The following is an 18,376-nucleotide window of genomic DNA, read 5'->3' as shown; positions in this document are numbered from 1 at the left end:
CGTCCCTCGTCACAGCCCGAGCATCATCTTCGCGATGATGTTCTTCTGGATCTCGTTCGAGCCGCCGAAGATCGACAGCTTCCGGTTGTTGAAATACTGCTGCGCGGCGCTCGCGGCTTCTTCAGGGCCGACCGGTTCGCCGTCGTAATCGGCATCGAGCGCTTCATCGACGAACGGCTGCGCATACGGCCCCATCGCGCGCCGCATCAGCGCGGCGATCTCCTGGCGGATCTGCGTGCCGCGAATCTTCAGCATCGAGCTTTCCGCACCCGGCACGCCGCCGCCCGCGACCGCAGCCAGCACGCGCAGGTTGGTCGTGCGCATGTTTTCCAGCTCGATCTCGACGCGTGCGACGCGCGCCGCGAAGAACGGATCGTCGGCGAGCGGCCGGCCGTTCTTCATGACCTTCGCGGCCACCGCGCGCAGCCGGTCGAGCGCGGCGGTCGAGAAGCCGATCCCCGCGATGTTGGTGCGCTCGTACGTGAGCAGATATTTCGCGTAGGTCCAGCCGCGGTTCTCCTCGCCGACCAGGTTCTCCACCGGCACGCGCACGTCGGTGAAGAAGACCTCGTTCACCTCGTGCTCGCCGTCGAGCGTGATGATCGGGCGGACCTCGACGCCCGGCGCGTTCATGTCGATCAGCAGGAAGCTGATGCCTTCCTGCTTGCGCACGTCGGTCGCGGTGCGCACGAGGCAGAAGATCATGTTCGCGTAGTGGCCGAGCGTGGTCCATGTCTTCTGGCCGTTCACGACGTAGTGATCGCCGTGGCGTACCGCGGTGGTCTTCACCGACGCGAGATCGGACCCGGCGCCCGGCTCCGAGTAGCCCTGGCACCACCAGTCGGTGCCGTCGAGAATGCGCGGCAGCCAGTGAAGCTTCTGCGCGTCGCTGCCGTACTTGATCAGCACGGGGCCGAGCATGTTCACGCCGAACGGCACGATGCGCGGCGCGCCGGCGAGCGCGCATTCGTTGTCGAACAGGAACTTCTGCGCGACGCTCCAGCCGGGGCCGCCGTATTCGCGCGGCCAATGGCTCGCGAGCCAGCCGCGCGCGTTGAGGATGGCGTGCCATTCGCGCATGTCGTCGCGCGTCAAGTGCAGGCCGCCCTTCACCTTGCGCGCGATGCGCTCGGGCAGTTCGGCTTGCAGGAAGCGCTGCACTTCGGTGCGGAACGCTTCCTCTTCGGGAGTGAAATCGAGGTTCATCGTAGGTCCGTTGCGGATGCGGTGGGCGTTCAGTCGATGCGGTTCAGGCTCGCGAAATCCGCGCCGCGCGCGACGAGATCGACGAGCAGCGGCGACGGCTTCCAGAACAGCGGATCTTCGTTCGCGAACGCGCGGATATCGGCGAGCACGTTCGCGAGGCCGACCGTGTCCGCGTAGTGCATCGGGCCGCCGCGATAGCGCGGGAAGCCGTAGCCGTACAGGAACACCGCGTCGACGTCGAGCGGGCGCAGCGCGATCTTCTCGTGCACGACGTTCGCGCCTTCGTTGATCATCGCGGCGAGGTAGCGGCGCACGATTTCTTCATCGGTGAACGTGCGCGGCGTGATGCCCTTCTTCGCGCGTTCTTCCGCGACGATCGCGTCGACTTCCGGGTCGGGCGTGCCGACGCGCGCGCCGTCCGGATACAGGTAGTAGCCGCGGCCGGTCTTCTGCCCGAACCAGCCGCGCTCGCACAGCCGGTCGGAAATCTCCACGTAGCGCGCGTTCGGATCGCGCGTCGCCGCGCGGCGCTTGCGGGTCGCCCAGCCGATGTCGCCGCCCGCGAGGTCGACCACCTGGAACGGACCCATCGGGAAGCCGAACCCGCGCACCGCGCGATCGATCTGGTACGGCGACGCGCCGTCTTCCATCAGATAGTCGGCCGCCGTCCGGTAGACGGCGAGGATCCGGTTGCCGATGAAGCCGTCGCACACGCCCGCGCGCACCGGCGTCTTCTTCAGTTGCTTGGCCAGCGCGAACGCGGTCGCGACGACGTCCGCGCTCACGCGCGCCGGCACGACGATCTCGAGCAGCTTCATCACGTTGGCCGGCGAGAAGAAATGCAGGCCGATCACGTCGGCCGGCCGGTCGATGCTCGCGGCGAGCGCGTCGATGTCGAGATACGACGTGTTGGTCGCGAGCACCGCGCCCGGCTTGCACACGCGGGCGAGTTCGGCGAACACCGCCTGCTTCACGGCCATGTCCTCGAATACGGCCTCGATCACGACGTCGGCCTGCGCGAGCGCGTCGTACGACGTGCTGCCCTTGAAGCGCGCGAGGCGCGCCGCGTGCGCGGCCGGCGTCATCCGCCCTTTCGCGACGAGGCCGTCGTACACCTTCTCGACGTGCGCCCGGCCGCGCGCGAGCGACGCTTCGTCGCGCTCGATCATCGTCACCGGCAGCCCGGCGTCGAGCGCCGCGACCGCGATGCCCGCGCCCATCGTGCCGCCGCCGACCACGCCGATCCGCTCGACCGGCCGTGCGCTCGCGTGCCGCGCCTCGGGCGCCTTCGCCGCCTCGCGTTCCGCGAAGAACGCATGAACGAGGCCCGCGCGCTGCGGGCTGTCGACGCACTGCAGGAACAGGCCGCGTTCGAGCTTCATCCCCGCGTCGAACGACTGCGTGAGCGCGGCCTCGACCGCGTCGACGATCTTCGCCGGCGAGAAAAGGCCACGCGACTTCTTCGGCAATTCCGCGCGCGCCGCATCGATCGCGGCCTGCGCGGCCGCGCGGTCGGCCAGGCCCTGCGCGTCGCGCGTGCGGCGCACCGGCGCGCCGAGCGACACGAGTTCCTGCGCATAGGCGAGCCCTTCGGCGAGCGTGTCGTCGCTGTGCGCGATGCGATCGACGAGGCCGAGCGCGAGCGCTTCCTCGGCGCTCGCATGGCGGCCCGTCAGCATCAGGTCGAGCGCGGCCTTCGCGCCGATCAGGCGCGGCGCGCGCTGCGTGCCGCCCGCGCCGGGCAGCAGGCCGAGCGTCACTTCGGGCAGCCCGAGCTTCGCACCGGGCACCGCGAGCCGGTAATGCGCGGCCAGCGCGACCTCGAGGCCGCCGCCGAGCGTCGCGCCGTGCAGCGCGACCACGACCGGCTTCGCGCCCGATTCGATCCGCTCGCACACGTCGGGCAGCGACGGCGGCACGGGCGGCTTGCCGAATTCGCGGATGTCGGCGCCCGCGATGAAGTTGCGGCCGGCGCCGACGATCAGCACCGCGCGGATCGCGTCGTCGGCCTGCGCGGCGTCGATCGCGTCGGCGAGGCCGCGCCGCACGTCGGCGGACAACGCGTTGACGGGCGGGTGATCGATCGTGACGACGAGCACCTTGTCGCGCCGTTCGCGCGTGACGGTGCCGGTGGCGGTGGCGGATGTTTCGGGGGAAGCGGGTGAATTCATCGTGTCTCCGGGTGCGGTGCGCCGGGCGGGCGGGACCGGCCGCCGGGTCGGCGGGCGACGCCGGTTCGCGAGCGGGGTCCCGCGCGGCGGGAAACGGTCCGGCGTGGTTGCCGGGCATGACTCGATTCTCGATTGATCGAGATTCATTGACAATTCCCGCGCGCCTTTACAAGCTGTCAAGTCCGACTTGACATTGAATGCTTTCGAACCGTTTCGGCCCGTTGTTTCGGCCCTTTAAGCGGGACGGATCAGGAGACCCCCGGATGGACCTGAACGCGCTGACGCTGCTCGTCGAGATCCTCGACGCGGGCAATCTCAGCAAGGCCGCGCAGCGGCTCAAGATGAGCCGGGCGAACGTCAGCTACCGGCTGAACCAGCTCGAACGCTCGATCGGCCAGCAGCTCGTGCGGCGCACGACGCGGCGCATCGAACCGACCGAGATCGGGCTCAAGCTGTACGAGCATGGCCGGCGCATCCGCAACGAATTGCTGGCCGCGCAGGAATCGGTGACGACGCTCGGGCAGGACCTGCAGGGCCGCGTGCGGCTGTCGGTGCCGAGCGGCTATGGGCAGATGGTGATGTCCGAGTGGCTGCTCGCGTTCAAGCGGCTGCATCCGGGCATCGTGCTCGACGTGGTGTTCGAGAATCGCGTGGAAGACCTGATGCGCGACGAAGTCGACATCGCGATCCGCGTGATGTCGGAGCCGCCGCAGAACCTCGTCGCGCGCGACATGGGCGCGGTGCGCTACGTCGCGTGCGCGTCGCCCGCGTTCGCGGCCGCGCACGGGATGCCCGCGACGCTCGGCGCGCTGGCCGCCGCGCCGGTCGTCACCGCGACGGTGCTCGGCCGGCAGTTGCGGATCGCCGCGTATCTCGGCGACGAGCGCCACGAGGTGCTGCTCGAACCGACGCTGATTTCGGAGAACTTCCTCTTCCTGCGCCAGGCGATCCTCGCGGGGATCGGCGTCGGCATCGTGCCCGACTACGTGATGCAGGACGACCTGCGGCACGGCACCGTCGTCACGTCGCTCGACGCATACCGGCTCAGTATCTTCGGCACGCACATGTACATGCTGTACATGCCGAACCGCCACCACACGCGCGCCACCGCCACGTTCATAGAGTTCATCCTCGAACAGGCCGGAAAGACCGGCCGGGGCGGGCCCGGCGCGATGCGTCAGGGTTTCCTGTCGGATGACAAGCCGCCGGGCGCACGGCGACAATAGCGCGCCGGGGCGGGCAGCGCCGTTGCGCCCGCGCCGACCTCAACGTCAACATCAACGCCGCCGTCTCGTTCGAATTCACTGCCGCCGAGGGTTCAATGTTCGACCGGATTCGTCCGCATTCGCGTCCCTGGACGCTCGCTGCCGCCGTCGCGCTCGTCACGTTCGGCGCCGGCTGCACGTCCCCGTCCGCGCCGTCGTCCAGCGCGGTGGTGCCCGTCGCCGCCGCATCGGGCGCGGCCGTGCCGCTGCCCGGCTTCCACGCGCCCGAGCTGTCGTCCGGCTGGACCGACAAGCCGGGCTGGACCTCGCAGCACTTCATGATCGCGGCCGCGAACCCGCTCGCGACGCAGGCCGGCTACGACATGCTGAAGGCGGGCGGCACCGCGATCGACGCGGCGATCGCGACGCAGATGGTGCTCGCGCTCGTCGAGCCGCAATCGTCGGGCATCGGCGGCGGCGCGTTCATGCTGTACTTCGACGGCAAGGCGACGCAGGCGTACGACGGCCGCGAAACCGCGCCGGCCGCCGCGACCGAGCGCCTCTTCTACGGGCCGACCGGCCAGCCGATGAGTTTCTACGAAGGCGTCGTCGGCGGACGCTCGGTCGGCACGCCGGGCGTGCTGCGCATGCTCGACGCCGCGCACCGCGCGCACGGCAAGCTGCCGTGGCGGCGGCTGTTCCAGCCGGCCATCCGGCTCGCCGAGCGCGGCTTCACGATCAGCCCGCGCCTGGCGATGCTGATCGCGAACGACAGGTACCTGAAGAACGATCCGGCGGCCCGCGCCTATTTCTACAACGCCGACGGCACGCCGAAGGCCGCCGGCACGGTGCTGAAGAACCCGGCGCTCGCGACCGTGCTGCGTCAGGTCGCCGACCGCGGCGCGAACGCGTTCTACAACGGCGCGATCGCGCGCGACATCGTCGCGAAGGTACGCAAGCACCCGAGCAACCCGGGGCTGCTGTCGCTGCAGGATCTCGCGCGCTACCAGGCGAAGGTGCGTGCGCCGCTGTGCGCCGACTACCGGCGCTCGGTCGTGTGCGGAATGCCGCCGCCGTCGTCGGGCGGCCTCGCGATCGCGCAGATGCTCGGCATGCTCGAGGCGATGCCCGACTGGCAGCAGATCGGCGCGCAGAAGCCGGTGCGCAACGAAGTCGGCTACGAGCCGACGCCGTTCGCCGCGCATCTGTTCAGCGAGGCCGGGCGCCTCGCGTATGCGGACCGCGCGCGCTACGTCGCCGATCCCGATTTCGTGCCGCTGCCGGGCGGCAACTGGGCGAGCCTCACCGACAAGGCCTATCTCGCGCAGCGTGCGCGGCTGATCGGCGACACCAGCATGGGCGTCGCGCAGGCCGGCACGCCGCAGGGCGCGACGCTCGCGCTGGCCGACGACCGCAGCCCCGAATTGCCGTCGACGTCCGACATCGCGATCGTCGACCGCTACGGGCAGGCGCTGTCGATGACGACCAGCATCGAGGATGCGTTCGGCTCGCGGCTGATGGTGCGCGGCTTCATGCTGAACAACCAGTTGACCGATTTCTCGTTCGTGTCGAGCGACAACGGCCGGCCGGTCGCCAACCGCGTGCAGCCGGGCAAGCGGCCGCGCTCGGCGATGTCGCCGGAACTCGTGTTCGACAAGAAGACGAAGCAGGTGACGATGATCGTCGGCTCGGCCGGCGGCCCCGCGATCATCAATCACGTCGCGAAGACGCTGGTCGGCGTGCTCGACTGGGGCATGACGATGCAGCAGGCGATCGCGCTGCCGAACTTCGGGTCGATGAACGGGCCGACGCAGCTCGAACGCGGCCGCGTGTCGGACGCGCTCGCCGACGGGCTGAAGGGCCGCGGGCACGACGTGCGGGTCGTCGAGATGAACTCGGGGCTGCAGGGCATCCAGCGGCTGAACGTGCAGGGGCAGACGGTGTGGTTCGGCGGGGCCGATCCGCGGCGGGAAGGGATCGCGATGGGGGAATGAGCGCGACAGGCACGGGCGGCGCGTACGCGCTCGTTGCCCGTGCCGTCAGTGTGACGTCACCCTCTCCCCTTCCACGGCACCACCCGCCGCTCGACCCAGCGCATCGCGAGATCGAACAGCCACGCGATCGCGCCGATGATCAGGATGCCCATCACGACGATGTCGGTGCGCAGGAAGCTCGATGCGTTGAGCACCATCTGCCCGAGCCCGGCCGTCGCGGCGACCATCTCGGCCGCGACGAGCGTCGTCCAGCCGAACCCGATCGCGATCCGCAGCCCGGTGAGGATCTCCGGCAGCGCGGCGGGCAGCACCACGTGGCGCACGATCTGCGCGAAGCTGCCGCCGAGCGAATACGCGGCGTTGATCTGCTCGACCGTCGCCGCGCGCACGCCGGCGCGCGCGGCCATCGCGATCGGCGCGAAGCACGCGAGGAAGATCACGACGAGTTTCGCCGTCTCGTCGATGCCGAACCAGATCACGACGAGCGGCAGATAGGCGAGCGGCGGCAGCGGCCGATAGAACTCCAGCAGCGGATCGAGCACGCCGCGCGCGATGCGGCTCACGCCCATCAGGATGCCGGCCGGCACGCCGATCGCGGTCGCGAGCACGAACGCGCCGAACACGCGCGCGGCACTCCACAACAGATGGTCGGACAGCGGCAGGCCGCCCTGGATACGGCCGTGCCACGCGTCGACGAACGCGGTCCACACGGCTTCCGGCGCGGGCAGGAACAGCGGCGGCAGCCACTGCAGATGCGTCGCGACCCACCACAGCACGGCCAGCGCCGCGATCGTCGCCGTGCTGAGCGCGGCCGTTTTCCCTTGCCCCGGCAACCGGTAGCGGTGCGATGGGCGTGCAGGACGCGCCGCGTGGCGCCGCTGCGCCGCGCGCGCATCCCGTTCTTCGAAATCGGCGGGCGCGCGATCGGCCGCCCAGGAATCCTGCGTGCTCATGTCGTCCTGCCTGTGCAAAGTGCTGTTCCGGCCGCGCCCGACGGCCACGCCGTGTCGCGCGAGCTCGCTCATCACGCGGGCTCCGCGACTGCGTCGTCGCGATGCAGATACGCGATCAGCCGCTCGCGCCAGCCGATGAATTCCGGCGACGACTTCACCGCGCGCGCATCGCGCGATTCGACGTAACGCCGAGCGAACGGCAGCGCGAAGGTTTCTGCGATGCGGCCGGGGCCCGGCGTCATCACGACGAGACGCGTCGCGAGGAACAACGCCTCCTCCACGTCGTGCGTGATGAAGAACACCGTCTTGCCGGTGCGCGCCCACACGTCGAGCACGAGCGCCTGCATCGTGCCGCGCGTCATCGCGTCGAGCGCGCCCATCGGCTCGTCCATCAGCAGCACGCGCGGGTCGCTCGCGAGCGCACGCGCGATGCCGACGCGCTGCTGCATCCCGCCCGACAGCTCGTACACGCGCGCATGCGCATGACGCTCGAGGCCGACGAGCGCGAGCATCTCGCGCGCCCGCGCTTCGCGCTCGGCCTTCGGCACGCGCGCGAAGCGCAGCCCGAGCGCGACGTTGTCGAGCACGTCGAGCCACGGCAGCAGCGCGTATTTCTGGAACACGACGCCGCGATCGGCGCCGGGGCCCGTGACCGGCACGCCGTCGACACGCACGTCGCCCGTCGTCGGCGCGACGAAACCGGCCATGCAGTTGAGCAGCGTCGTCTTTCCGCACCCGGATGCACCGAGCGCGACGACGAATTCACCGGCATCGATGCGCAGGTCGACGCGCGCGAGCGCCTGCGTCGTCGGCCTGCCGCGCTCGCCCGGGTAGGCGACCGATACCTGACGGACTTCCAGCGTGCTCATGATCGAAGGGCTCCGCGACGAGTGGGCTGAACGGCCGCGCTCAGCGCGCGGCCTTCTGCACGAACTGCGGATCGACGCCCACCGAATAGTCGGCGAGCACCGTCTGGATCGTGCCTTGCGATTTGAGGAACGTGGCCGTGGCCGCGAGCGACTTCGCGGCGCCCGATTGCGCGCCGCCGCCGAGCCACGTCGGCGATGCCTGCTCGGCCGCCGTCGGGAACGCGTAGAGCGCGAGGCTGGCCGGCACGTCCTGCGCGTTCGCGCCGGACACCTTCGCGACCGCCGCGACCTGCGGCGAGCCGACCTTCCACGCCGCCGCATGCGCGCGGTAGTCGGCGTCCGCCGCCGCGAGCACCTTCACGAAACGCGTGACGAACTCGGGGTTCTCGCGCGCGAACTTGCGGCTCACGACGAAGCCGTCGAAGGTCGCCTTGCCACTTTCTTTCGCCACCTGGCCGGACGTCGTCAGCACGGTGCCCGACTGCTTGACCTTCGCGAGCACCGGATCCCAGATATAGGTCGCGTCGATGTCGCCGCGCGTCCATGCGGCCGCGACTTCGGGCGGGCGCAGATTGACGATCTTCACGTCGTTCGGATTGACGCCCGCGGCCTGCAGCGCGACGAGCGTATGGAAATGCGACGTCGACACGAACGGCACGCCGATCTTCTTGCCCTTCAGCGCCGCGATGCTCGTGACGCCCGAGCCGTTGCGCGCGACGAGCGCCTCGGCGTCGTTGATGTTGTCGAGCACCCAGAACAGCGAGATGTCGAGCCCCTGCGACAGGCCGGCCGCGATCGGGCTCGACCCGGCTTCCCCGAGCTGCACGGAGCCCGACGCGAGCGCGCGGATCACGTCGGCGCCGCTGTCGAGCTTGCGGAACGTGACCTTGTAGCCGGTCGCCTTTTCGACTTCACCGCTCGCCTGCGCGTAGCGCCACGGCACGACCATGTCCTGGTACGCGATCACGACCTCGCGCGATTCGGCGTGCGCCGCGCCGAGCGCGGCAAAGGCGGTCAGCGCGACGACGGCGCGGCGGACGAAGCTGAAACGGAACATGCGGCTCTCCTTCGGAATACGGGCATTGCTACGGGAGAGCCGACTTTACGGGCTTTGCGCGCGGCGGGAGCGAACTTATCCTGCGAAGCTATCGATGCCGTTTCAGCTTTGCTTTTCATGCTCGACCGGATTGCGCGTCCGGTCGGGTAACGATTGCCGTGCGCAGGCACGGATAACCGCCGCGCCAACGAAAAAGCCCGCATCGCTGCGGGCTTTGTGAATTGCGGGACTTCTGCCGATGGACGCGAGCGCGGCGCTCAGACCACCCCCGCCCCATGCGCCTGCAGATCGGCGTGATAGCTCGAGCGCACCATCGCGCCGACGGCCGCGTGCGTGAAGCCCATCTTGTACGCCTCTTCCTCGTACATCTTGAACGTATCGGGATGCACGTAAGCCCGCACCGGCAGGTGGTGCTCGGACGGCTGCAGGTACTGGCCGATCGTCAGCATGTCGACGTCGTGCGCGCGCAGGTCGCGCATCACCTGCAGGATTTCCTCTTCGGTCTCGCCGAGGCCGACCATCAGGCCCGACTTCGTCGCGACGTCCGGATGCAGCGCCTTGAAGTCCTTCAGCAGCTTCAGCGAGTGCGCGTAGTCCGAACCCGGGCGCGCTTCCTTGTACAGGCGCGGCACCGTTTCGAGGTTGTGGTTCATCACGTCGGGCGGCGCGGCGTTCAGGATCGAGATCGCGCGGTCGAGACGGCCGCGGAAATCCGGCGTCAGGATCTCGATGCGCGTGTCGGGCGACTGCTCGCGCACTTCGCGGATGCATTCGACGAAGTGGGCGGCGCCGCCGTCGCGCAGGTCGTCGCGGTCGACGCTCGTGATCACCACGTACTTGAGCTTCAACGCGGCGATCGTGCGCGCGAGGTTCTTCGGTTCGTCCGCGTCGAGCGGATCGGGACGGCCGTGGCCGACGTCGCAGAACGGGCAGCGGCGCGTGCACTTGTCGCCCATGATCATGAACGTCGCGGTGCCCTTGCCGAAGCATTCGCCGATGTTCGGGCAGCTCGCTTCCTCGCACACGGTGTGCAGGTTGTGCTCGCGCAGGATCGTCTTGATCTCGTTGAAGCGCGAACTGCCGGTGGCCGCCTTCACGCGGATCCACTCGGGCTTCTTCAGCTTCTCGATCGGAATGACCTTGATCGGAATGCGCGCCGTCTTCGCCTGTGCCTTCTGCTTGGCGGTCGGATCGTAGGCCGGGGTCGCGGCCGAATCGGCCGGTGCGGGAGAAGCGGTAACGTCAGTCATTCGATTGTTCCAGTGCGTGCGGCTTGTCGGCGGCCGCGGGTGCGCCGTCGAGGTTGGCGATCAGACGCCCCACCAGCGTGTGGGCGACGTCGTTCCAGTCGGCGGCAACCTCGAGGCTCGCCATGTCGACGGTTTCCAGTCCGGCATAGCCGCACGGATTGATCGCAAGAAACGGGCGCAAATCCATCTTCACGTTCAGGCTCAGCCCGTGATAGCTGCAGCCGTTGCGGATCTTCAGGCCGAGCGCGGCGATTTTCGCGCCCTCGTGCACGCCGGATGCCACGTAGATACCCGGCGCGCCCGCCTTGCGGACCGAAGCGAGATTATACGCCGCGAGGGTTTCGATCACGGCCTCCTCGATCTTCGTCACGAGCGTGCGCACCATCAGCTTGCGCCGGCGCAAGTCCAGCAGCAGGTAGACGACGATCTGGCCGGGGCCGTGGTAGGTGATTTGCCCGCCGCGGTCGACCTTCACGAGCGGCACACCGCTGTCGGCCACCAGCAGGTGCGCGGGGTCGCCGGCCTGGCCGAGCGTGTAGACGGGCGGATGCTCGACCACCCAGATCTCGTCGCCGGTGTCGGCCGTGCGCGTGTCGGTGAACGCGCGCATCGCGTCGAAGCTCGCTTCGTACGCCTCGCGGCCCCGCCACCGCACGGTGACCGGCTGGGCCGGCTGATCCGGGGCTCCGGCGGGCGATGCGGAAACGGCGACAGGCGTGGACACGATGGAAACCGGCGAAACGGACATGGGCGGTAGTTTACCGAAAACCCGTGGGTCTCGCCGGCCTGGGCAGGGGGACGGATCGCCGGTATCCGTCGGATGAAACGAGGGTCAGACGGTGCGCCAGCCGTCGTGGAACAGCGCGCTCACGCGTTCGCGCAGCCGGGTCAGCCCGCCGAGCGCGACCTCCCGCGGCGGCCGCGACACCGAGAACGCGACGCACGCGCCCTGGCGGCCTTCCGCGCTGAGCCACAGCCGTTCGCCGCGGCGCAGCTTGAGCGTCTCGCCGTCGGCCAGGAAGTAGTCGTCGACGTCGTTGCTGCGCGTCGCCCAGACCGGCCCGCACTGGACGGTCAGCCGCGTGCTGCGTTGCACCTTCATCGGCACGGTTTCGCCCGGGGGAATTTCGAACGTGATGCTTGAAGAGATTTCTTGCATGATCGACTCCGCCAATAAGTGCTTCGATGGCTACAATCGTAGTCATTCAAAGGCGTCCGACCAAACGACCAATTTTCACGACGATGTGAGGAAAATTAGCAAATGGACCTCCGCCAGCTCCCGGCGCTGAACGCGATTCGCGCGTTCGAGGCCGCCGCCCGCCACGAGAACTTCTCGCGCGCCGCCGACGAGCTGTTCGTCACGCACGGCGCGGTCAGCCACCAGGTGCGCGCGCTCGAGGAGGAGCTCGGCGTGCAGCTCTTCACCCGCAACGGCAAGCGGCTGTGCCTGACCGACGCCGGCATGCGCTACGCGCAGCAGGTCCGCACCGCGCTGATGGTGATCGCCGACGCGACGCGCGACGTGCGCGCGAGCGACCGCGACCGGCGGCTGGTGGTGTCGATGCTGTCGTCGTTCGCCGCGCGCTTCATCACGCCGCGCATCGGCACGTTCATCGAACGGCATCCGGAAATCGACGTCGAGCTGCAGTCGACCAACTCGCTCACCGATTTCGCGCGCGACGACGTCGATCTCGCGATCCGCTTCGGCTTCGGCAGCTATCCGGGGCTCCACGTGGAGCCGCTGTTCGAGGAGGTGTTCTTTCCGGCGTGCGCGCCGACGCTGAACGGCGGCAAGCTGCCGCAGACGCCCGCCGATCTCGTGCACTACCCGCTGCTGCGCTCGGACGACGAACTGTGGCGGCCGTGGTTCGACGCGGCCGGGCTCGATACGTTGACCGAGCCGAAACGCGGGATCCTGTACCAGGATTCGTCGAACCTGCTGCTGGCCGCGATCGAGGGCCAGGGCATCGCGCTGGTGCGCCGCTCGCTCGCGGTGCACGACCTGCTCGACGGGCGCATCGTGCGCCTGTTCGACATCGACGGGCCGAGCCCGTGGCACTATTTTTTCGTGTGTCCGCCGCCGCTGCTGAACACGCCGCGCGTGCAGGCGTTCCGGACCTGGCTGTTCGAGGAAGTGGCCGAATTCAAGCGGCTGTGCGACGAGCTGGACGCGCGGCGCGCGGCGGGGAAATGCCCCGCCGAGTGCGCGCTGGAGGGAGGATGGAAAGGGATCAGCGGCCGTTTGCGCTGATCCCGCACGCCGGAACGGACGCTTAAAGGACGACCTTGACCATCGGATGGCCGGTCAGCGCGCGGTAGATGTTGTCGAGCTGTTCCTGGCTCGTCGCGCGCACGGTGATCGTGAGGCCCGTGTAATTGCCGCCGCTCGATGCGCGCTCCTCGATCTTCTCCACGTCGATCTCGTTGTCGTGAACGGCGACGACCTTGAAGATCGTGTCCTTGAACTCGGGGTGCGCCTTGCCCATGATCTTGATCGGGAAATCGCACGGAAACTCCAGCAGCGACTCCTTCCGGGTCTCGATCGCGCCGGTCACCTCGACGGTTTTGGTCGGTTCGCTCATCACTTTCTCCGGGTTAGGTCAAACTGTTCAAACTCGCGTGCCTTCGCACGCTGGTACGCGTCGTACAACGCCGCGAACACGGGCCCCGGCTTGCCGCCCTGCACGGGCAGATCGTCGAGCGACGTGACAGGCAGGATTTCCTTCGTGGCCGACGTGATCATGATTTCGTCCGCCGAGCGCAGCTCGACCTCGCTGATCTCGCGCGCGACGAACCGGATCCCGCATTCCTCGGCCAACTGCTCGACGAGCGCGTAGCGGATCCCTTCGAGGATCCTGTTGCTGCGCGGCGGCGCGAACAGTTCGCCGTTCTTCACGATCCACACGTTCGACGACGACCCTTCGGTCACGTTGTCGTCGCGCAGCTGGATCGTCTCGAACGCATCGCGTTCGGCCGCATGCTGCGCCATCAATACGTTGCCGAGCAGCGAGATCGACTTGATGTCGCAATGCAGCCAGCGGCGATCCTCGGCCGTCACGCAGCGCACGCCCCTCGCACGCTCCTCTTCCGACGGCAGCCGCAGCGGGCTCGTCATCGCGAACACGGTCGGCACCGCGTTCGCCGGGAACGCGTGGCCGCGCTTCGCGACGCCGCGCGTGACCTGCAGGTAGACGAGCGCGTTGCCGTCGCCGAGGCCTTCGGCGTTCGCCGCGACCAGCCGCTCGATCAGCGCGCGCCAGCCCGCCGCGTCGTGCGGGTTGTCGATGCCGATCTTCTTCAGGCTGCGCGCGAGCCGGTCCAGATGCTGCTCGATCCGGAACGGCACGTGCGCGCCGTCGTGCGCATAAACGGGGACGACTTCATACACGCCGTCGCCGAAGATGAATCCGCGGTCGAGCACCGGCACACGGGCTTCGGACAGCGGCACCAGTTCCTCCTGCGACGAGACGCTGAGGTAGACGATCGGTTCGAATTCGGCTTGGCTCATGGCTATGTCAGATGGGGATGAAGTCGTGAAAACAAAGGCCCGTCGCGCTTACTTCTTCTTGCTGAACATCAGCAGGATCGAGTCCCAGATACGACCGAAGATACCCGCTTCCGGCACGGCCTGCAGCGCGACGACCGGGAATTCGGACAGCGTCTTGCCGTCGGCGACGATCTTCACGGTGCCGACCTGCTGGCCTTGCGCGAGCGGCGCGATCAGCGGCGCGTTGACGTCCACTTCGGTCTTGACCTTGTCGCCGAGGCCGCGCGGCACGGTCGCCCACTGGTCGCTCTTCACGCCGACCTGCACGGTGTTGTCCTTGCCCTTGTAGATGCGCGGCGTCGAGATCGCCTGGCCGCCCTTGAACAGGCGCACCGAATCGAACGCGCTGTAGCCGTAGTTCAGCATCTTCATGCTGTCCTGCGTGCGATCGCTTTCCTTCTGCTCGCCCATCATCACCGACACGAGGCGGCGCTGGCCGTCGACGCCCGGAATCGCGCGCTTGGCCGATGCGATCAGGCAGTAGCCGGCCGCCTGCGTGTGGCCCGTCTTCAGGCCGTCGACCGTCGGGTCGAGCCACAGCAGCCGGTTGCGGTTGCCCTGGCGGATGTTGTTGTACTTGAATTCCTTCTCCGAGAAGATGCCGTAGTACTGCGGAAAATCGCGGATCAGGTGGGCGGACAGCTTCGCGAGGTCGCCGGCCGTCGTGTAGTGGTTCGGGTCGGGCATGCCGTTCACGTCGGCGAAGTGCGTGCCCTTCATGCCGAGGCGCTGCGCCTCGTCGTTCATCAGCGTGACGAACTGCCCTTCGCTGCCGCCGACGAGTTCGGCCAGCGCGATCGCGGCATCGTTGCCCGACTGGATGATCATCCCGTACACGAGGTCGTGCACGGACACCGGCTTGTTCGCCTCGATGAACATGCGCGACTCGTCGCGGCCGACGCGGCGCACGGCCTCGCTCGGCGTGACGATCTGCTCCATCGAGATCTTCTTCTTGTCGAGCGCCTCGAACACGAGGTACGCCGTCATCAGCTTCGTCAGCGACGCCGGCTCGACGCGTTCGTCCGCGTTGCCCGATGCGAGCACCGTGTTGCTCGTCGCGTCGACGAGCACCCACGAGCGCGCGTTCACGCCCGGCGGCGGCACCGCGCCCGGCATGTAGGTCGCGGGCGCGCCGGTGAACTGCTCGGCGGCCGGCGCCGCATGCGCGGCCTTGGCCTTGGCGGCCGGCTTCGCCTCGGCGACGACGATCGTCGAGGCGAGCGCGACGGGCAGCATCACGCCGAGCGCGACGTTGCGCGCGGCGGTGCCGAAGGCGATGGAGGAAGCGAGGGACTTGAGGCCTTGGGAAGACAGACGCATGATCGATTCAGGCTGATGGCAGAAAGTGCGGTGCGAAACGCGCAGGGTTGAACGGCAAGGCGGCGGGCGTGTCGGGCGCTCGCCCGACACCGTCGGGCGACGCGAAACGCGCCGGTTGGACTCGTGCGGGCGCGTTCGGTTCGCGGCCGTCGCGAGCGGGCGGACAGGCGGCGAAACGAGCGCCGCATGGGCCCAGCCGGGCCGCGGGCAACGCGGAAGCGGCCATTATACGTGGCCGCGAACGGCGTTTTCGCGAACCGGGCGGCAGGCGCCCGGCTATCGGCTGCGAGAGCATGACACGGGAGTGCAGCGGGCAGGCATGCGCGAAGCCGCGCGAAAGGCGGGCGCAGGCGGCGTGCCAGTCGCGTTGCGCGGCCCCAGAGCCGGCACCGCGCCGCGCAGTGTGGCGCGATGTCGCGCGAGGTTGCGCGCGGCAAGGAGTGCGCACCGACCGGATGCGCCGGTACGTGATACGGGCACCGGGCTCAGGCCGGCGCCCGCATGCGGGCTAGCGCCACGCGTCGACGATGATGCGCTTCAGCACGTGCAGCTTGCGATGAAGGAAATGCTCGGCGCCGGGAATCACGACGACCGGCAGCTCCTGCGGCCGCGCCCAGTCGTACACCGACGCAATCGGCACCGTGTCGTCGGTCTCGCCGTGGATCACGAGCGTGTTCTCGGGCACGTCGGCCACCTGCCAGCGGCTCGCGGCCGTGCCGACGAACACCATCCGCTCGATCGTCTCGCCCGCGTCGCGCAGGCGCTTCGCGACGTGCGACAGCACGAAGGTGCCGAACGAGAAACCCGCGAGCACGAGCGGCAGATCCGCATACGCGGGCTGCGCGCGCATGTGCGCGAGCACCGCGAGCAGGTCGTCGGCCTCGCCCGTGCCGTTGTCGTGCACGCCTTCGGTCGCGCCGACGCCGCGAAAGTTCGACCGGTAGACGACGTAGTTCAGTTGCACGAGCGTGCGCGCCAGTGTTTGCGCGACCTTGTTGTCCATCGTGCCGCCGAACAGCGGATGCGGATGCGCGACGAGCGCGATGCCGCGCGGCGCGTCGCCGCCCTCGCGCACGGCGTCGGGCAGGTCGACCGCGATTTCGATCTGGCCGACCGGGCCCGCGATCAGCGATTTCTGCGTATGAACGTTCATTGCGCCGGCCCGCTCAGATCTTCAGGCGGTCGACGACCTTGCCGTCGCGCAGGTGCGACTCGACGATCTCGTCGATGTCGGCCTGGTCGACGTACGTGTACCACGTGCCTTCCGGATACACGACCATCACCGGCCCTTCCTCGCAGCGGTCGAGGCAGCCGGCCTTGTTGATGCGGACCTTGCCGGGCCCCGCGAGACCGAGCTCCTTCACGCGCTTTTTCGCGTATTCCTGCATGGTCTGCGCATTGCATTGCGCGCAGCTCGGACGCTCGGCGCCCGGATCGCGCTGGTTCAGGCAGAAGAAGACGTGGTGCTGGTAGTAGGAATCCATGGTGATGACGAGCAGCCCGGCGCGAGGCCGTGCGCAAAGAGGGGCGATGAATTGCCGTTGCGCGACGCGGCAACGGAGGATGCGGACGATTATAGCGACCGGCGCACGCGGCTGCCCGCGGCGCGGCTGCCGCCGGCTGCCGCGTCAGCGGCGCAGCGCGGCCGGCAGCCACGCGTGCTCGACGCGCTGGCCGAGCCAGATCAGCGCCGCGTAGGGCCAGATCCACGCGAGCCAGCGCGCGAGGCTGTTGAAGTGCACGTAGCGGCCCTGCCGCCAGCCCGACAGCGTGAAGTCGAAGAACGGGTTGACCGGCAGCAGGTTCACGAGCGCGACGCCGGCCAAGAGCGCGAGCGCCGCGAGCATCGCGCGCCACGTTGCCGGCACGCGCAAGGCGACGAGCGCCGCCGCGAAACCGAGCTCGATGCCGAGCCGCGCGCCGGGCGTCGCCCACACGACGACGAGGCCGGTAGCCGACTGCATGAACGTCGCGGCCGCCTTCAGCACGAGCGTGGCGACCACCAGCGCAATCAGCAGCCGGATGCGCGGCGCGCGCGGGCGCATCGCGAGCGACGCGATCGCCAGCGCCGCGAACAGCATCAGCCCGCCGAGCACGGCTTCCCACGCGGAATCGGACAGCCAGCCGTCGACCCGCTCGGGCCATTCGCTGACGTGCCACGCGGCCGGCAGCCACGCGAGCAGCGCGTCCTGCATCGACGCGTCGGCGCGCTCCCACAGCGCGGCCGGCCAGTCGCCGATGCCGAACAGGAACGGCGACGGAAACACGATCGCGAACGGCCACAGCGCGGCGAGCAGCAGCGGCGTCGAACCGTCGGCCTCGAGCCACGCGAAGCGCAGCCGGCGCAGCACGCCGCGGTCGAGCAGCGCGCCGGTGGCCGGCGCGGCGAGCGCCGCGCCCAGCAGCGCGCCGAGCGCGTTGGCGCCGAGATCGAGATTCGATGCGACGCGCGTCGGCAGGTAGGTCTGCAGCGCTTCCATCGCGCCCGACAGCAGCACGCCGAGCGCGCCCGCGATCAGCGTCGCGGCCACGCCCCGCCAGCGCGGGTGCAGCGCCAGCACGCCGAGCGCGCCGAACGGCAGATAGCCGAGCACGTTCGTGACCACGTCGAACGCCGTCACGTAGCGCTGCATCGGCGCGAGCAGGTAATCGAACGGACCGATGCCGAGCGACACCCAGCCATCGAACGGATACAGCGACGCATAGACGATCAGCGCCGCGTAAGCGGCAAACGCCTGCCGCGCGAGCGGCGACGCGCGATGCGTGCCCGGCACGTTCATCGCGGATGCAATCGCGGATGCAAT

17 protein-coding genes are annotated in these 18,376 nt (G+C 69.0%); 3 read left to right on the top strand and 14 right to left on the bottom strand.

The genetic code is table 11. The features are described from left to right. Positions 1 to 9: 9 nt before the first annotated feature. Together C5F75_RS03165 and C5F75_RS03160 are read right to left on the bottom strand one after the other, a co-directional pair. Positions 10 to 1,206, bottom strand: a complete 1,197-nt coding sequence (locus C5F75_RS03165) for an acyl-CoA dehydrogenase family protein (protein ID WP_104011869.1) — start codon at positions 1,204 to 1,206, stop codon at positions 10 to 12. A 29-nt stretch (positions 1,207 to 1,235) separates the two neighbouring features. Beyond that, positions 1,236 to 3,377 (bottom strand): 3-hydroxyacyl-CoA dehydrogenase NAD-binding domain-containing protein, encoded by a 2,142-nt coding sequence (locus C5F75_RS03160; RefSeq protein WP_104011868.1) that lies wholly within the window; start codon positions 3,375 to 3,377, stop codon positions 1,236 to 1,238. A gap of 263 nt (positions 3,378 to 3,640) precedes the next feature. Between C5F75_RS03160 and C5F75_RS03155 the strand changes: the two genes are divergently transcribed. Next, positions 3,641 to 4,603, top strand: a complete 963-nt coding sequence (locus tag C5F75_RS03155) for a LysR family transcriptional regulator (RefSeq protein ID WP_059576029.1) — start codon at positions 3,641 to 3,643, stop codon at positions 4,601 to 4,603. Positions 4,604 to 4,698: 95 nt separating this feature from the next. Further along, positions 4,699 to 6,576 (top strand): gamma-glutamyltransferase, encoded by a 1,878-nt coding sequence (gene ggt, locus C5F75_RS03150; RefSeq protein WP_104011867.1) that lies wholly within the window; start codon positions 4,699 to 4,701, stop codon positions 6,574 to 6,576. A 56-nt stretch (positions 6,577 to 6,632) separates the two neighbouring features. On the opposite strand, the gene C5F75_RS03145 is transcribed toward ggt, so the two are convergent. From C5F75_RS03145 to C5F75_RS03120, 6 genes are all read right to left on the bottom strand, one after another. Continuing rightward, positions 6,633 to 7,601, bottom strand: coding sequence for an ABC transporter permease subunit (locus C5F75_RS03145; protein WP_060312449.1), 969 nt, complete (start codon positions 7,599 to 7,601; stop codon positions 6,633 to 6,635). Then, complete coding sequence (locus C5F75_RS03140) at positions 7,601 to 8,398, bottom strand: taurine ABC transporter ATP-binding protein (RefSeq protein ID WP_059576019.1); 798 nt, start codon at positions 8,396 to 8,398, stop codon at positions 7,601 to 7,603. Before C5F75_RS03140 ends, C5F75_RS03145 begins: the two co-directional genes overlap by 1 nt. A 40-nt stretch (positions 8,399 to 8,438) precedes the next feature. Continuing rightward, a complete protein-coding gene (gene tauA, locus C5F75_RS03135; protein ID WP_104011866.1) occupies positions 8,439 to 9,455 on the bottom strand; it encodes a taurine ABC transporter substrate-binding protein in 1,017 nt (338 codons plus the stop codon). A 257-nt stretch (positions 9,456 to 9,712) separates the two neighbouring features. Continuing rightward, a complete protein-coding gene (gene lipA / locus C5F75_RS03130; protein ID WP_059576014.1) occupies positions 9,713 to 10,705 on the bottom strand; it encodes a lipoyl synthase in 993 nt (330 codons plus the stop codon). Then, the gene (gene lipB, locus C5F75_RS03125) at positions 10,698 to 11,453 is read right to left on the bottom strand and encodes a lipoyl(octanoyl) transferase LipB (protein WP_059576011.1); all 756 of its coding nucleotides are present in this window, start codon (positions 11,451 to 11,453) and stop codon (positions 10,698 to 10,700) included. Before lipB ends, lipA begins: the two co-directional genes overlap by 8 nt. An 84-nt stretch (positions 11,454 to 11,537) precedes the next feature. Beyond that, a complete protein-coding gene (locus tag C5F75_RS03120) occupies positions 11,538 to 11,864 on the bottom strand; it encodes a DUF2917 domain-containing protein (RefSeq protein ID WP_059576155.1) in 327 nt (108 codons plus the stop codon). A gap of 102 nt (positions 11,865 to 11,966) precedes the next feature. On the opposite strand from C5F75_RS03120, the gene C5F75_RS03115 reads away from it, so the two are divergent. Further along, entirely contained in the window at positions 11,967 to 12,956 is a 990-nt protein-coding gene (locus C5F75_RS03115) for a transcriptional regulator GcvA (protein ID WP_059576008.1), read from the top strand. Positions 12,957 to 12,978: 22 nt separating this feature from the next. Here the strand turns inward: C5F75_RS03115 and C5F75_RS03110 are convergent, their stop codons facing one another. From C5F75_RS03110 to C5F75_RS03085, 6 genes are all read right to left on the bottom strand, one after another. Beyond that, entirely contained in the window at positions 12,979 to 13,287 is a 309-nt protein-coding gene (locus tag C5F75_RS03110) for an HP0495 family protein (RefSeq protein ID WP_011546305.1), read from the bottom strand. Then, positions 13,287 to 14,213, bottom strand: coding sequence for a D-amino acid aminotransferase (locus tag C5F75_RS03105; RefSeq protein ID WP_099316856.1), 927 nt, complete (start codon positions 14,211 to 14,213; stop codon positions 13,287 to 13,289). Before C5F75_RS03105 ends, C5F75_RS03110 begins: the two co-directional genes overlap by 1 nt. A gap of 48 nt (positions 14,214 to 14,261) precedes the next feature. Next, positions 14,262 to 15,572, bottom strand: a complete 1,311-nt coding sequence (locus C5F75_RS03100) for a D-alanyl-D-alanine carboxypeptidase family protein (RefSeq protein WP_099316857.1) — start codon at positions 15,570 to 15,572, stop codon at positions 14,262 to 14,264. A 508-nt stretch (positions 15,573 to 16,080) separates the two neighbouring features. Then, positions 16,081 to 16,725 carry an alpha/beta hydrolase gene (locus tag C5F75_RS03095; protein WP_104011865.1) on the bottom strand — a complete coding sequence of 215 codons (645 nt, stop codon included), beginning with the start codon at positions 16,723 to 16,725 and terminating at the stop codon, positions 16,081 to 16,083. 13 nt (positions 16,726 to 16,738) lie between these two features. After that, positions 16,739 to 17,056, bottom strand: coding sequence for a (2Fe-2S) ferredoxin domain-containing protein (locus tag C5F75_RS03090; protein WP_027785549.1), 318 nt, complete (start codon positions 17,054 to 17,056; stop codon positions 16,739 to 16,741). A gap of 144 nt (positions 17,057 to 17,200) precedes the next feature. Beyond that, a complete protein-coding gene (locus C5F75_RS03085; protein WP_060312439.1) occupies positions 17,201 to 18,352 on the bottom strand; it encodes a VanZ family protein in 1,152 nt (383 codons plus the stop codon). Between the last annotated feature and the right edge of the window lie 24 nt (positions 18,353 to 18,376).

It is taken from the genome of Burkholderia anthinoferrum (assembly GCF_002925705.1).
In the GTDB taxonomy this organism is placed as follows: Bacteria; Pseudomonadota; Gammaproteobacteria; order Burkholderiales; family Burkholderiaceae; genus Burkholderia; species Burkholderia semiarida.
This window is presented reverse-complemented; position numbering and strand designations above follow the sequence as displayed.

Coding starts and splice junctions, on each gene's coding strand:
- C5F75_RS03140 (WP_059576019.1), bottom strand. CDS start 8,398: ATGAGCACGCTGGAAGTCCGTCAGGTATCGGTCGCCTACCCGGGCGAG.
- C5F75_RS03155 (WP_059576029.1), top strand. CDS start 3,641: ATGGACCTGAACGCGCTGACGCTGCTCGTCGAGATCCTCGACGCGGGC.
- C5F75_RS03090 (WP_027785549.1), bottom strand. CDS start 17,056: ATGGATTCCTACTACCAGCACCACGTCTTCTTCTGCCTGAACCAGCGC.
- C5F75_RS03105 (WP_099316856.1), bottom strand. CDS start 14,213: ATGAGCCAAGCCGAATTCGAACCGATCGTCTACCTCAGCGTCTCGTCG.
- lipB (WP_059576011.1), bottom strand. CDS start 11,453: ATGTCCGTTTCGCCGGTTTCCATCGTGTCCACGCCTGTCGCCGTTTCC.
- C5F75_RS03120 (WP_059576155.1), bottom strand. CDS start 11,864: ATGCAAGAAATCTCTTCAAGCATCACGTTCGAAATTCCCCCGGGCGAA.
- C5F75_RS03110 (WP_011546305.1), bottom strand. CDS start 13,287: ATGAGCGAACCGACCAAAACCGTCGAGGTGACCGGCGCGATCGAGACC.
- C5F75_RS03085 (WP_060312439.1), bottom strand. CDS start 18,352: ATGAACGTGCCGGGCACGCATCGCGCGTCGCCGCTCGCGCGGCAGGCG.
- C5F75_RS03165 (WP_104011869.1), bottom strand. CDS start 1,206: ATGAACCTCGATTTCACTCCCGAAGAGGAAGCGTTCCGCACCGAAGTG.
- C5F75_RS03145 (WP_060312449.1), bottom strand. CDS start 7,601: ATGAGCGAGCTCGCGCGACACGGCGTGGCCGTCGGGCGCGGCCGGAAC.
- C5F75_RS03100 (WP_099316857.1), bottom strand. CDS start 15,572: ATGCGTCTGTCTTCCCAAGGCCTCAAGTCCCTCGCTTCCTCCATCGCC.
- lipA (WP_059576014.1), bottom strand. CDS start 10,705: ATGACTGACGTTACCGCTTCTCCCGCACCGGCCGATTCGGCCGCGACC.
- C5F75_RS03095 (WP_104011865.1), bottom strand. CDS start 16,725: ATGAACGTTCATACGCAGAAATCGCTGATCGCGGGCCCGGTCGGCCAG.
- C5F75_RS03160 (WP_104011868.1), bottom strand. CDS start 3,377: ATGAATTCACCCGCTTCCCCCGAAACATCCGCCACCGCCACCGGCACC.
- tauA (WP_104011866.1), bottom strand. CDS start 9,455: ATGTTCCGTTTCAGCTTCGTCCGCCGCGCCGTCGTCGCGCTGACCGCC.
- C5F75_RS03115 (WP_059576008.1), top strand. CDS start 11,967: ATGGACCTCCGCCAGCTCCCGGCGCTGAACGCGATTCGCGCGTTCGAG.
- ggt (WP_104011867.1), top strand. CDS start 4,699: ATGTTCGACCGGATTCGTCCGCATTCGCGTCCCTGGACGCTCGCTGCC.